This is a genomic window from Kitasatospora sp. NPDC005751 (assembly GCF_040630835.1).
Classification (GTDB): domain Bacteria; phylum Actinomycetota; class Actinomycetes; order Streptomycetales; family Streptomycetaceae; genus Kitasatospora.
On sequence record NZ_JBEXYC010000025.1, the window covers coordinates 31297 to 44214 of the forward strand.

11 protein-coding genes and 1 pseudogene are annotated in these 12918 nt (G+C 74.2%); 3 read left to right on the top strand and 9 right to left on the bottom strand.

Translation table 11 applies throughout. From position 1 onward, the window contains the following. Positions 1-13: 13 nt before the first annotated feature. The 3 genes from ABZ497_RS22155 (at position 14) to ABZ497_RS22165 (ending at position 2201) form a co-directional block, all read left to right on the top strand. A complete protein-coding gene (locus ABZ497_RS22155; RefSeq protein WP_359807736.1) occupies positions 14-763 on the top strand; it encodes an SDR family oxidoreductase in 750 nt (249 codons plus the stop codon). A gap of 208 nt (positions 764-971) precedes the next feature. Then, the gene (locus ABZ497_RS22160) at positions 972-1568 is read left to right on the top strand and encodes a TIGR03086 family metal-binding protein (protein ID WP_359807737.1); all 597 of its coding nucleotides are present in this window, start codon (positions 972-974) and stop codon (positions 1566-1568) included. 90 nt (positions 1569-1658) lie between these two features. After that, entirely contained in the window at positions 1659-2201 is a 543-nt protein-coding gene (locus ABZ497_RS22165) for a GNAT family protein (protein WP_359807739.1), read from the top strand. 219 nt (positions 2202-2420) lie between these two features. Here the strand turns inward: ABZ497_RS22165 and ABZ497_RS22170 are convergent. The 9 genes and pseudogenes from ABZ497_RS22170 to ABZ497_RS22210 form a co-directional block, all read right to left on the bottom strand. Further along, positions 2421-2867 (bottom strand): annotated as a pseudogene (locus ABZ497_RS22170) ((2Fe-2S)-binding protein); the annotation flags it as partial. 72 nt (positions 2868-2939) lie between these two features. Continuing rightward, the gene (locus ABZ497_RS22175) at positions 2940-4997 is read right to left on the bottom strand and encodes a molybdopterin cofactor-binding domain-containing protein (RefSeq protein ID WP_359807741.1); all 2058 of its coding nucleotides are present in this window, start codon (positions 4995-4997) and stop codon (positions 2940-2942) included. 584 nt (positions 4998-5581) lie between these two features. Further along, positions 5582-6247 (bottom strand): cysteine hydrolase, encoded by a 666-nt coding sequence (locus tag ABZ497_RS22180; RefSeq protein WP_359807742.1) that lies wholly within the window; start codon positions 6245-6247, stop codon positions 5582-5584. Beyond that, a complete protein-coding gene (locus ABZ497_RS22185) occupies positions 6244-6483 on the bottom strand; it encodes an acyl carrier protein (RefSeq protein ID WP_329491118.1) in 240 nt (79 codons plus the stop codon). The genes ABZ497_RS22180 and ABZ497_RS22185 overlap by 4 nt, the downstream gene beginning before the upstream one ends. Positions 6484-6594: 111 nt before the next feature. Next, positions 6595-7608, bottom strand: coding sequence for a methyltransferase (locus ABZ497_RS22190; protein WP_352293773.1), 1014 nt, complete (start codon positions 7606-7608; stop codon positions 6595-6597). A gap of 4 nt (positions 7609-7612) precedes the next feature. Continuing rightward, entirely contained in the window at positions 7613-8674 is a 1062-nt protein-coding gene (locus ABZ497_RS22195; protein WP_359807744.1) for a nitronate monooxygenase, read from the bottom strand. Further along, entirely contained in the window at positions 8661-9506 is an 846-nt protein-coding gene (locus tag ABZ497_RS22200; RefSeq protein ID WP_352293770.1) for an aminoacyl--tRNA ligase-related protein, read from the bottom strand. Before ABZ497_RS22200 ends, ABZ497_RS22195 begins: the two co-directional genes overlap by 14 nt. Positions 9507-9621: 115 nt before the next feature. After that, positions 9622-10509 carry a diiron oxygenase gene (locus ABZ497_RS22205; RefSeq protein ID WP_359807746.1) on the bottom strand — a complete coding sequence of 296 codons (888 nt, stop codon included), beginning with the start codon at positions 10507-10509 and terminating at the stop codon, positions 9622-9624. Positions 10510-10674: 165 nt separating this feature from the next. Beyond that, entirely contained in the window at positions 10675-12015 is a 1341-nt protein-coding gene (locus tag ABZ497_RS22210) for a condensation domain-containing protein (RefSeq protein ID WP_359807748.1), read from the bottom strand. Positions 12016-12918: the final 903 nt, after the last annotated feature.

Below are 12918 nucleotides of genomic sequence, written 5' to 3' on the forward strand. Positions count from 1 at the left end.
TGACGATATGACGATGACCCAGCTTGCGAAGCTCGACGGCAAGGTGGCCCTGGTGACCGGCGGCAGCCGGGGGATCGGGGAGGCGGTGGCCCTGCGGCTGGCCGAGGACGGCGCCGACGTCGTGGTCACCTACCAGGGCAGTGCGGAGCGGGCCGAGGCGGTCGCGGCCAAGATCACCGCCATGGGCCGGCGCGGCTGGGCCGTCCGGGCGGACAGTGCCGACCCGCAGGCCGTCCGGGCCGTGGTCGAGGCCGTGGCCGAGCGCTTCGGGCGGCTCGACATCCTGGTCAACAACGCCGGCGTCGGCGTGCTCGGCCCGATCGAGGAGCTCACGCTCGACGACGTGGACCGGGTGCTGGAGGTGAACGTCCGGGCGCCGTTCCTCTACGCCCAGGCGGCCTCGGCCCACCTGGCCGAGGGCGGGCGGATCGTCACGATCGGCAGCTGCGTCGCGAAGCACGTGGCCTTCCCCGGTGCCACGCTCTACGGGACGAGCAAGGCCGCCATGATCGGTCTCACCAAGGCGCTCTCGCGCGAGCTGGGCCCGCGGGGGATCACCGCGAACGTCGTCCACCCCGGCCCGATCGACACCGAGCTGAACCCGGCGGACGGTCCGTCGGCGGAGTTCCAGCGGGGGCTGACGGCACTCGGCAGTTACGGCCGGGTCGAGGATGTCGCGGCCACCATCGCGCACCTCGTCGGTGAGGACGGCCGGTACATCACCGGCGCCGAGATCGCCGTGGACGGCGGCCTCGCCGCCTGATCGGGCGTGGTCCGGTCCGATCGGGCCTGATCGGGCCTGATCCGGCGTGGTCCGGCGTGGTCCGGCCCGTTCGGGGCGGCCGGCGGTCGGCGGGCCGGTCGAACGGGGCGACGGCCGGCCCGGCGCGGTGTTGCGCCGGGCCGGTTGTCGGTCCCCCCGCTTACGATCGGCCGGTCCGACCGCCCGCCCCGAAGCGAAGAGGTGTGCCATGACCGCAACGGAAGACCCGATCGACCTGCTCGCCCGGGCCCTCGCCCAGACCGCCGGGCTGATCGACGGCATCGGTGCCGAGCAGGGCACCCACCCGAGCACCTGCCGCTCCTGGGACGTCACCCAGCTCGTCAGCCACCTCCTGTTCGACCTGCGGCAGTTCACCCTCCGGGCCGAGGGCGGCGACCCGGACTGGTCACAGCCCTTCGACCGGGTCGAGGGCGACTGGCTGCACGCCTTCGAGGCCGGCGCCGAAGAGCTGGTGGCCGCCTGGCGCGCGGCCGGCGACCTGGACGGCGTCATCGAACTCCCCGGGGGGAAGCACCTGCCCGCCCGTTTCCCGCTGGACCAGCAGATCGCCGAGTTCGCCGTGCACGGCTGGGACGTGGCCCGCTCCACCGGCCAGTCCACGGCCGGCCTGGACCAGGAGGTCGGGCGGGCCGCGCTCGACTGGGGGCGCGGCGCGCTGCGCCCCGAGTACCGGGGCAGCGAGGAGGAGCACCACTCCTTCGGCCCCGAGGTGGCCGCGCCCGAGGACGCTCCGGTCTACGACCGGTTGGCCGCCTTCTTCGGCCGGGACCGTGAGGCCCGCTGAGCCGCGGGCGGGGTGGCCGGTCGCCGGTGGCCGGCGCCCGGACCAACCGGCTCCGGCTCCCGCCCGTACGGAATCCGGCAGGATCCGCCGATGACCCGATCCGCGGTGACTCTGCGCAAGCCCGTGCTCGACGACTGGCAGGCCGTGCACTCCTGGGCCGGCCTTGAGGAGGCTTGTCGCTACCAGGCGTGGGGGCCGAACACCGAGGACCAGACGCGCGCGTTCGTGCAGACCGCCGTCGACGCCTGGTCGCACGCCCGTCAGCAGCGATACGTCTACGTCGCCCGCTTCGAGGGCGAACCCGTCGGCATGGGTGAGCTGCACATTCGCAGCCGTCGCCATCGGCAGGGCGAAATCGCCTACATCGTGCACCCGAGGGCCTGGGGGCGTGGCGTGGGCACGGCGATCGGACGGGAGCTACTGTCGCGCGGGTTCGGGGAGTTGGGACTCCACCGGATCTACGCGACCTGTGACCCCCGCAACCTCGCGTCCTCCCGGTTGCTGGCCGGGCTCGGCATGACGTACGAAGGGCGGCATCGGCACACCGCGTTGATCCGGGACGGCTGGCGGGACTCCGAGATGTTCGGCATCCTCGAAGCGGAATGGCGGCCGAATCCCGGCGATGGACGGTGATCTCGCTGGTGCGGGCCCGTTCGGGCAAGGGCGCGGCCACCGTTGTCGGCACGGGCCGGGCCGAGACGTTCCGGTTCGGCAAGGGTGTGGCCGGTCCGTCCCGGGCCGGGCTCAGGGTGTGCGGCGCGCTGCGGGCCCGGCCGTGGCCCGGGTGGTGAACACGGGTACGAGTCCGGGTGCGAAACCGGTCGTCGCCGTGGGTGCGGGGGCCGCCTGGGCGGCGGCGGCCTTCTTGATCGCCTCGCGGATCCGCGGGTAGGTGCCGCAGCGGCAGATGTTCTGGATCCCGTCGATGTCGGCGTCGGTCGGCGCCGGGGTGCGGCGCAGCAGGGCGACGGCCGTCATGATCTGGCCGGGCTGGCAGAAGCCGCACTGGGCGACGTCGCACTCCAGCCAGGCCTCCTGGACGGGATGCAGGACCTCGCCGTCGGCGAGGCCCTCGATGGTGGTGACCGTCCGTCCGGCGCAGTCCTTGACCGCCGCCGTGCACGGCTGGAACTCCTCGCCGTCCAGGTGGCTGGTGCAGGCGCGGCAGACACCGACCCCGCAGCCGTACTTGGGGCCGGTGACGCCGAGCTTGTCGCGCAGCACCCAGAGCAGTGGCATGTCGTCCGGCGCCTCGACGGTGACCGGCTGCCCGTTGAGGACGAAGGTGTGGCTGGGCATGGGGAGTCGTGCCCTTCGAAGAGGTCGGTGGCGGCGGCGGACCGGGCCCACCGGGGGAGTGCGGGCGGCGGGTCAGAAGTCGAGCGGGAAGGAGCGCGGGGCGGTTCCGGTCGCGCGGGCGTAGGCGTTGGCGACCGCGGCCGAGGCCGCCGGGACGCCCAGCTCGCCCGCGCCGCCGGGTGGGCCGCTCGGCGGCAGCAGGTGGATCTCGACCGAGGGCGGGGTGTCCCGCTGCCGGGCGTAGCGGAAGTCCGAGAAGCTGCCCTCGCGGACGGCGCCGAGGTCGATGTGGTTGCCGGCCCGGAGGATCACCGAGATGCCGTCGATCAGCGCGCCCGTCAACTGGGCCTCCAGACCACTGGGGTTGATCACGCGGCCCACGTCGGCGGCGATCACCGCCCGGGTGACCCGCGGCCGGCGGGGGTCGGAGGCGTCCAGCTCGACCAGGTAGGCGACCCGGCCGCCGTTCTCGTCGTGGTAGCCGATGCCCTGGGCCTGGCCGGCGGGCATCGGGCGGCCCCACCGGCCGGCCTGGGCGACCTTGTCCAGGACGGCCCGGCCCTGGGCGTCGCGCAGCCGGGCCCGGCGGAAGGCGACCTGGTCCTGGCCGAGCCGCCGGGCCAGTTCGTCCATCATGATCTCGTCGGCGACCCGGACGGTGCCCGAGTAGACCGAGCGCCAGCTGCCGGTGGGCACCTCCAGCGGCACCTCGGAGAGCAACTGGGTCGGGACGCCGACGTTGTACGGGTTCTTCTCGCTGAGCAGGAAGAAGGCCTGGGCGAGGCTGATCCCGGCCACCGAGAGGTTGAACCCGGCGGCGGTGAGCGCCTCGCCGAGGCCGTGCCGGAAGTCGGTCCGCACGGTGGCGACCCGGTGTTCGTAGCTGAGCACCTGCCCCAGGCCGTAGGTGGCGCGCACCCGGTGGTGGCTGGCGGGGCGCATCCGGCCGTGGCGCATGTCGTCGTTGCGGGTCCACATCAGCTTGACCGGGCGGCCCGCCGCCCGGGAGATCTGGGCGGCCTCCAGTGCGGCGTCGAAGAACAGCCGCCGGCCGAACGAGCCGCCGCCGCGCACCACATGGACGGTGACGGCGTCCTGTGGCAGGCCGAGTTCGGCGGCGATGGTCTGCTGGGCCACGATCGGGGTCTGCGAGGCGAACCAGATCTCGGCCCGGTGGGGGCGCACGTCGGCGACGGCCGTCAGCACCTCCATCGGCGCGTGGTTGACGAAGGCGAAGTCGAACTCGCCGTCCACGTACTGGGTGAGCAGCGGCGGGACGAGGAACGGGGCGTGGGCGGCGCGGAGTCGGGCCCGGATGTCGGCGTCGGAGAGCGCCGCGACCGGACCGGGGTTCCAGGAGGTGCGAAGCGCGTCGCGGGCCTTGAGTGCCTGGTCGAAGGTTTCTGCCAGGACGGCCACGCCGCTCGGGATCCGCACCACGCCGAGGACGCCGGGCATGGTGCGGGCGGCCGAGGCGTCCAGGGACCTGAGGGTGCCGTTGATGGTGGTCGGGCGGGCGACCACGGTCGGCACCGCGCCGGGGACGGCGAGGTCGCCGGCGTACTTCGCGCGGCCGGTGACGATGGACCGGGCGTCGATCCGCCCGGTCCGCCGGCCCACCAGGCGCTGCTGGTCGGTCGGCTTCGGGGTGGCGGGCACGGCCGGGACGGCCACGGCGGCGGCCTCGGCCGCGAGTTCGCCGTAACCGGCCCGACGGCCGTCGGGGGCGAGGACGGCGGAGTCGGCGGTGCGCAGCGTGTCGGCCGGCAGCGACCAGCGGCGGGCGGCGGCGGTGACCAGCCGGGCGCGGGCGGCGGCGGCCGCCGCGCGGACCGGGTCGTACAGCGAGCGAACCGAGTTGGAGGCGCCGGTGAGCTGGTTGAACAGCAGGTCGGGGCGGCCGTCGGAGAGCGGGACGTCGACATCGCCGAGCCGGGCGTCGAGTTCGTCGGCGACGAGCATCGCGATGGTGGTGGTGAGGCCCTGGCCGACCTCCAGCCGGGGGAGGTGGAGCGCGGCGCGACCGCCGGGGGTGATCTCCAGGACCAGCAGGTGGGCGGTGGGCAGTCCGGCCACGATCAGCGCGTCGCCGAGGTCCAGGATGTCGGGGATGCCGGGCAGACCGAGCAACTGCGGTGCCTCGGCGGCCCGTTCGGCGGCGTGGGCGGTGGCGGGTGCGGCGGCGTCGAGTCCGGCCCGGGCGGCGACGGTGAGGGTGGGGGCGGCCAGCAGATAGGTGAGGAAGCGGCGGCGGCCGGTGGGCCTGGCGGCACGGTCGGCGGCGGCCTGGGCGGCGGTGTCCCGCCCGCTGTCCGGGGATGCGACGGAGGTGCTGATGGCAGGAGCCCTTCGAGCCGGGGTCGGCTCCGGCCGGGCGGCCTCGGCGGCCCCGGCCCCGGTGCCGGATCACGAACGCGGTCGAGCATAGGAGGGGGTTGCTGGCCGGTCAACACGGGCACTTCGGGCCGGAACGGGCATCTGCGGGGATGTCGGATGGGGCGGATACGGACGGCACCGCAGGGCGTGGCGGCGGCCGCGGTACCGCTGTCCGGGTGACGGCCGGGCCCTGCCCGTACGGGGGTTCGCCGCTCGGCCGCGGGTCCGGCCCGGGGTGTCCGCGGGCCCGCCGGCGAGCGGGACCGCAAAGCCGCGGGAGGCGCCCGTGCGGGTGGTCGGAGCGGACCGGGGCGGCCCGCTCCGACCACCCGCGGACGTCAGCCCTCCTCGGGCGCCGGGAACCCGAACCCCGCCAGCAGCTCGGCGGTGTCGAGCAGTTGGACACCGAGCCCGGCGACCTCGGCCAGCCCCTGCTCGCTGGTGCGGGAGATCGCGTCGGGCACGGCCACCACCCGGTAGTCCCGCTCGCTGGCCTGGATCAGGGTGGCCCGGGGGCAGTTCGGGAAGTTGCAGCCGACGAGGACGACGGTGTCCACGCCGTGCCCCTCCAGCAGCTCCTGCAGGGGCGTCCGGTAGAACGCGCCCCAGCGCGGTTTGAAGATCGCGTACTCGCTCGGACCCAACGCCTGGGCCTGCCCGGCCAGCAGGAGCTCGGGGTCGAGCGGGGGCGCGCCGAGCGGGGCGAGCGCCGGGGCGAGCCCGCTCCCCTCGGAGCCGGGCGAGACCAGGTCGGTGCCGGAGGCCAGCAGCGTCCGGCGGACCAGGTCGGCGTTGCCGCCGCCCTTCTCGTACAGCCGGACGACGTGGACCACCGGGCGGCCGGCGGCGCGGAAGGCCTCGACCGTCCGGCGCACCTGCGGCAGCACCTCGGTCGTGCCGGGGATGCCGTAGGGGCTCTCGGAGAGGAAGTCCCGCTGCAGGTCGATGGTGACCAGGGCGGAGGACGCCGGGTGCGGGGCGAGGTGCGGGTCGGCGGTCGTCATGCCGCCTCGATCAGGTCGGCGAGGAAGCGCTGCTCGATCCGCTCGACCGTGCGGAAGTCGTCGACGCTGACCTCCTGGAGGTCGATGGTGCGGCCGGAGATGCTCTCCAGCAGGTAGATGAACTCCAGGAAGTCCAGGGAGTCGATGAGGCGGCCCTCGATGAGGTCCTCCTCGCGGTCGATCTCCCGGTCCAGCTCGGGGTTCTTGGCGTTGATCCACTCGATGATCTGCTGCATGACAGCTCCTGGGAGGTTTCGAAGGTGCGCCGGCGACGCGTCCGTGACGGAGTCCGCGGGGACGGCGCCGGCCCGGCAGGCGGTAGGACGGGCGGGCGGTACGGGCGGCGCTCAGGCGGTGGTGCCCCCGGCGCGGCCCACCAGGAGGCGGGCCGACTGCTCGGCGGTGGGCAGCACCTCGATGTCCGACAGCCCGGCCGCCGTCATCAACTCCGCCATCTCGGCGGTGGTGTAGCTGCGGCCGCCGCTCCAGAGGGCGAGGGCGGAGAGGTTGTGCAGGGTGGTGAAGACCGGGGCGGTGCGGGACTCCTCCAGGAAGTGGCCGTGCACCAGGACCCGGCCGCCGGGGCGCAGCGCCGCCGCCGAACGCCGCAGGATGGAGAGGCAGTTCTCCGGGCTCTCCTGGTGCAGCACGTTGGAGAGCAGCACGACGTCGGCGTCGGTGCCGAAGGCGTCCCGGTAGTAGTCGCCGGTCCGGGCGGTGATCCGGTCGGCCAGACCGGCCTCGCCGATCACCTTGCCCGCCAGCTCGGCCACCGGCGCGAGGTCGACCACCTCGGCCCGCAGCCCCTCCCAGACCCGGCAGAACGCGATGCTGTAGCTGCCCGCGCCGCCGCCGACGTCGATCAGCCGCCGGGCGTCCTCGGGCGGCAGCGCCCGGGCGACGGCCTCCGCCGTCCGGGAGTTGTACTCGTGCATGCCGAGGATGAAGTCCTCGACGTACGCCGGGTCGTCGGTGAGCCGGCCGCTGCGGTCCTCGACCGCGCGGCCCTGCTCCAGGGCCTGGCCGAGCCGGCCCCAGGGCTGGTACCAGCGGCCCATCACCCGGACCCAGCGCACCAGCGACTCAGGCGAGCCGGTGGTGAGCAGGCGCTCGGCGGTGCGGGTGTTGCGGTACCCGCCGTCGGGGTCCCGGGTCAGCAGCCGCAGGGCGGTCGCGGCGTCGAGCAGCCGCAGCGCGGAGTCCGCGGGGACGGCGCAGCGCTCGGCGACCTCGTCGACGCCCAGCGGGCCGTCGGCGAGTGCGTCGAACACCGCGAGCTCGACCGCGGCGATCAGTACCTGGGAGTGCCAGTAGCCGAACGCCAGCTGGCTGACCTGGGTCAGTCCGAGGTCCAGGGCCATGGGGTCACGTCCTTTCGGAGGGTCGGAGGGAGTCGGGGGCCGCGTCGCCGGTGAGGGCGGCGTCGCCGGCGAGGGCGGCCCGGAACTCCTCGCGGAGCCGGGCGACCACCCGCCCGGCGGGCTCGACGGCCGTGATCCGCCCGCTGCCGAGGCCGGCGTAGCGGGCCATGGCGTCGATCCGGCCCTCGGCCTCGACGGTGGGGGCGGCCGCGGAGCCGCGCGGCACCGGACGGCGGACCCCCATCACGGTGGTCCAGGCGATCAGGGTGGCCGGCGGCGGCTCGGGCGAATCGGTGACCGGCCCGCGCAGCACCCGGTGCGGACGGCCGGGCCAGCCGATCGAGAAGCGGTCGGTGATCAGGGTGTCCGCACCGGTCGCCGCGACGACGGCCGTCTTGTAGTCGTCGTGCGCGGCGGACTCCGCGGTGGTCACGAAGACCGTGCCGCACAGCGCCCCGCTCGCCCCGGCCCGGAGCGCGGCCAGCAGGCCGGCGCCGTCGGTGACGGCGCCGGCCACCAGCGCGGGCGGCTCCTGGTCGTAGGCGGCCAGCAGCTCGGCGAGCGGCCGGGTGCCGAGGTGGTGGCCGCCGGCCTCGGTGCCCTGCAGCACGACGGCGTGGGCGCCCAGCGCCGCGGCGGCGGCCGCCTCCTCGGGCGTGCCGACCTGGATGACCAGCCGGTGGCCGGCGTCGAGCACCCGGCGGGCCTCGGCCTCCGGCGGCAGGCCGTAGCTGTTGAGCACGAGCTGCCGGTCGGCCGCCTCGATCAGCGCGCCGATCTGCTCCGGGAGCAGCCGGCCCGACACCTCGGGGATCAGATTGACGCCGAAGGTGCGCGCCGTGCGGCGGGCGGTGTCGCCGATCAGCTCGACGGCCAGCGCCCGGTCGCCCTTGTAGAGCGCGACCGTGCCCAGCGCGCCCGCCTCGCTGACGGCGGCCGCCAGGGCCGGTCCGGCGATGCCGCCCATACCGGCCTGCGCCAGAGGGAACTCCACGCCGAGGGCGGCGGCGCCGCGCTCGGCCGCGGCGAGCACCCGGGCCCGCTCCCCGGTGTCAGGCGCGGACATCGCGCACCCGGGCCAGTGCCTTCTCGGCGGTGCCGTGGGCGAGCAGCATCGCGTGCACCCAGCGCTCGACGCCGAACGCGGTGCAGCTGCTGTGCGCGGTCGCGCCGCCCGAGGTGATGCCGAGCCGCTCGCCGAAGAAGTTGCGGTGGCGGTTGACCGAGGCGATCGCGGTGCCGTCGGTGGCGACGAACTCGTACTTCACCGGGTCCAGGGCCATCAGCTTCGCCCGGGAGCCGGTCCGGTCGTAGAACGGGTCGTTGGCGGGCTGGTAGGACAGCTCGACGCCGAGGCGCCCGGCCAGCTCCTCGACGAAGACCCGGGAGGTGGCGAGGTGGTCGCGGGCACCGTCGGCCGAGCCGAAGTACACGACCTCGCGCATGTGGAAGCCCCAGAGCCGGCGCAGGCCGTCGTAGTGGTCCTCGTTGCGGAAGCAGCGGCCGACGGCGGTCAGCCGCAGCTCCTCGCCGACCTCCTGGCCCTCCAGCGAGAGCAGCACGCCGTAGCAGGTGGCCGAGGGCAGCACGTAGCCGGTGGGCTCGACGGGCTGCCGGCCGGCCTCCGCACCGGCCGCCAGCTCGTCGACGGCCTGCTCGGACAGGCGGGCCGCGAGCACCCCGAGGTGGGGGAAGTTCCGGAAGTAGTCGAGCTTGGCCAGGCCCTCGACGGGCAGCAGCGGCGGGCCCACCACGGCGGGCGCGGCGACCTGGTCGGCCAGGCCGGTGAAGAGCGCGTCGAGCTCCAGCAGCAGCGCGGCCCGGTCGGGGTCGAGGGCGACCAGGCCGGGGCCGGGGTCGCGCAGCCGGACGGCGGCGGGCTCTACGGTCGATGTCATGCGAGCGGTACCTCGTTCTCGTGGATGGGGCCGGAGGGCTGGTGGTTCCGGTGGTTCCGGCGGTTCTCGTGTGCCGGGGGTTCCGGTGGCCGGTGGTCCCGGCGGGGCCGAGGGCTCAGGCGGCCTTCGGTGCGAGCACGCCGATCCGGCGGTAGAAGGCGGTGGTGCGGCTGACGATCGCGTCGTGGACCGGCCCCCGGGCCGGGTCGGCCAGCAGCCGGGTGCGGAAGGCGAACGGGTCGGGGATGCCGGCGTCCCGGTAGACGTCCACGCTGTAGAGCTGCTGGATCGAGGCGTTGATGTACTTCTCGATGTACTGCCGGGCGGCGGTCAGCTCCTGCTCGTCGCCGGCCTCGCGCAGCCGGTCCCAGAGCGCGCGGACCAGCTGGGCGCCGAACGCGATGTGCCGGGACTCGTCCTGGTGGTGGACCCGGTTGATCGCCCGGATCGTCTCCGGCAGCGCGGTGTCACCGGCCATCTTGCTGTTGAAGTGGTCCACGATCTGCTCGAAGATCAGGATCCGGCTGAACACGATGAAGTTGTCGAACAGCGCGGAGTGCTTCTGGTCGCCGAAGCTCATCGCCCGGTTGGGGTAGAGCTTCCCGCCGTAGCGCAGGCAGAACTCGGCGAAGAACCACATGTGTTCGTTCTCCTCCCCCAGGAAGTGGTGGAAGAACGGCGTGGGGATCTCGTAGCCCGGGGCGTGGATGCGCGCCACGACCTCCTGCATCAGCTCGCGGATGCCGTGCACGTTCAGGCTGTAGAAGTTGACGCTCTCCCACTTGGCCAGCGTCAGGTACTGCTCGCGGGTGAGCTCGGCGGCCGCGTCGGTGCCGTGGACCGTCATCAGGTCCTCGCTCATCCACAGGGCGCCCTCGGGGATGCTCTCCGGCCAGTCGAAGGTCTGGTACGGGTTGTAGTACTCGTTCTCGGCGGCGGTGGTCAGGCGCTCGACGGCGGCGCTGACCTCCTCGTCCCAGATGGCGGGTGCGGTGCTGCTCATGGGTGCGTGCTCCTGTGCGACGGAGGGCTTCTGGGGGTACGTCGGGCGTACTTGGGTGAACGTCGGGCGCGCTCCGAGGTACGTGGACGTACTTCGGGCGTGACCGGACCTACGCCGGGCGTACTTCGGCCGGGCGTACTTCGGTGGTGGGGGAGGGAGGTCGGGTCAGGAGCCGGCGACCGGGAGGGTGTCCAGGCCCGGCAGGCCGGCCGCGCTCTCCACGAGCAGCCGCTCGAAGGCGCGCAGCAGGCGCTCGATCTCCGGACGGGGGATCAGCGCGGTGTCGGCCATCAGGTACAGCAGGCAGGTGTCCGGCTCGTAGGTGGTGTGCACGAAGAAGTCGGCGTCCTGGCGCTCCCAGGTGCCGATCAGCGAGACCTCGGTCTTCTCGGTGAGCGCCCGCAGCTGCTCCGCGGAGCCGTCCGTGGCCGGCAGCCGCTCCCAACGGTCGTGCAGGCGGACGTCGTTGAAGAAGGACGCGAGCCGCAGGGCGCCGCCGCTCGCCTCCCGGGCCGCGTCGATCACCCCGTCGACCACCAGTGGGTCGTACTGCGCGAAGCGGTAGGCGTTCATGCCGGCGAGGAAGCTGGCGCGGATGACCTCCTCGAAGGTCGGCCGGGCCACGTCCAGCGAGAACAGCGCGTTGGCGGTCATCGCGGCCACCAGGCGGCGGCTGCGCTCGTCGTGCCGGTTGACGGCGATCAACTGCAGGACGGCGGTGCTGTTCCCGGTGTACGCGCCGAGCAGCGCGGCCGTCCCGGCGAGCAGGACGGTACCGGTGCTGACCCCGCAGCGGTCGGCGAGCGCGCTGGCGGCCACCGCGGTGGCGGGCGAGTCCATGCGCAGCCGGACGAACCGCTCGGCGGCGTCCGGGACCGGGGAGGCCTCGCCCGCGACCGGCGGGAACCGTGTGGCCGGGAACATCGTGGGCGGCAGGCCCGCGAGGCTCCGGCGCCAGTAGTCGACCGAGGCGGCGCCGCGGGCGGCGCCCGGGCCCTCGGTCTCGAACCCCGCCTGGTCCAGCGGCTGCCAGGCCGGCGGCTCCGGGTCCTGCCCGGCGAGCAGGTCGCGCAGGTCCTGCTCGACCTGCTGCACGCCCCAGAAGTCGACGCCCAGGTGCGAGAAGACCAGCGCGACCTGGACCGGCTCGCCCTGCTCCGTCACCACGGCGCAGCGGAACGGCCACTCCTCGCGGTGCCGGAAGGGTTCGGCCGCCAGCGCCCGGGACACCTCGTCGGCGACCGTCGCGCCCTCGCCCGGCGGGGCCTCGTGGACGGGGACGGCCAGCTCGCCGGAGGCCGACACGTGCTGCACCGGCCCCTGCCCGGTCTGCTCGAACCGGGTGCGCAGTGCCTCATGGCGCGAGAGCAACCGGCCCAGTGCGTTTTCAATCTGATGGACCGTCAGACTGGGTGGTGCGGACACGACCCGGGGGATGTTGTAGTAGTGGGCGCCTTCGTCGAGCCACTGGATGGACTTCCAGATGGCGCGCTGACCCCAGGTCATCGGGGCGCTCCCGGTCCGGTCCCCATGGAACCGGAGGGAGCCGACACGACGTTGTTCCATGCCTATGCCTCTCGGGGCTGCGCCGCGTCAGCGGCGCGGTCGGTTGACGGCGTGGTGCGGTGCGGTGATGCGGTGGGGCTGCCGCGTCCTCGGCCGGGCGCCACGGCAGTGGGGCGCCTCGGGGGTGCGGGCATCGCTCGGGGACGTGCGGGCGGGCCCGGTCGACCGCCGTACGCGGCCGGCCCGGCGGAACGCGAGGCGGGAGCGGTGCGGTGGGCGGACCGGCGGTCGCGGGGACGGTGCGGCGTGAAGTCCGGTGGAGGGTGGGACGCCGCGGAGGGTGGGGCTGGCTGTGGGCCTCGCCCTCGGTCCGGCTTCCAGAGGTGCGGGGCCACCGATCGGGCGGCGGCCCACGTCGACCCCGGTCCGAGGTGAAGGACGGAGACACCGACCCGGCCGGCCGGTTTGCTCCCTTCCGCTTCGGACCCTAGCGACCACCGCTTCGGGTTGTCCAGCACCTTCCGGCGGCCCGCGCCGCCCCTCGGCCGGGCGGGCCGAACCACCCGGCCCGCCCGGAACCGGCAGTTCCACGAATTCCTTGACGTGACCACTGGTCTAGTCCAAGCTGATCGCGGCGCACGATCATGAGCAGCAGCGGAACATAATCGGTTGTCACCCACGCCCGCCCCTCCGCCGACCGCCCGGGTACCCCGTGGCTCCTGCTCGCGCCGAACCGCACAGCCGCCGGTCCTGCTTCGGGGTGTCTTCCAGCACCGGTACGAACGACCGCGGTCGACGACGCGTCACGCGTCCGCTCCCTTCCTCACCGGCCCGGCAGTCCGCCGGTTCCGTCCGTCCGTCCTTCCGGTCCACGTCCTGTGGTTCGCCCTGCACGTCGTTCAC

What these genes read in the sequence shown, in the direction of transcription:
- ABZ497_RS22155 (WP_359807736.1), top strand. Translation starts at nt 14, where the DNA reads ATGACCCAGCTTGCGAAGCTCGACGGCAAGGTGGCCCTGGTGACCGGC.
- ABZ497_RS22200 (WP_352293770.1), bottom strand. Translation starts at nt 9,506, where the DNA reads ATGACATCGACCGTAGAGCCCGCCGCCGTCCGGCTGCGCGACCCCGGC.
- ABZ497_RS22160 (WP_359807737.1), top strand. Translation starts at nt 972, where the DNA reads ATGACCGCAACGGAAGACCCGATCGACCTGCTCGCCCGGGCCCTCGCC.
- ABZ497_RS22210 (WP_359807748.1), bottom strand. Translation starts at nt 12,015, where the DNA reads ATGACCTGGGGTCAGCGCGCCATCTGGAAGTCCATCCAGTGGCTCGAC.
- ABZ497_RS22205 (WP_359807746.1), bottom strand. Translation starts at nt 10,509, where the DNA reads ATGAGCAGCACCGCACCCGCCATCTGGGACGAGGAGGTCAGCGCCGCC.
- ABZ497_RS22180 (WP_359807742.1), bottom strand. Translation starts at nt 6,247, where the DNA reads ATGACGACCGCCGACCCGCACCTCGCCCCGCACCCGGCGTCCTCCGCC.
- ABZ497_RS22195 (WP_359807744.1), bottom strand. Translation starts at nt 8,674, where the DNA reads ATGTCCGCGCCTGACACCGGGGAGCGGGCCCGGGTGCTCGCCGCGGCC.
- ABZ497_RS22165 (WP_359807739.1), top strand. Translation starts at nt 1,659, where the DNA reads ATGACCCGATCCGCGGTGACTCTGCGCAAGCCCGTGCTCGACGACTGG.
- ABZ497_RS22190 (WP_352293773.1), bottom strand. Translation starts at nt 7,608, where the DNA reads ATGGCCCTGGACCTCGGACTGACCCAGGTCAGCCAGCTGGCGTTCGGC.
- ABZ497_RS22185 (WP_329491118.1), bottom strand. Translation starts at nt 6,483, where the DNA reads ATGCAGCAGATCATCGAGTGGATCAACGCCAAGAACCCCGAGCTGGAC.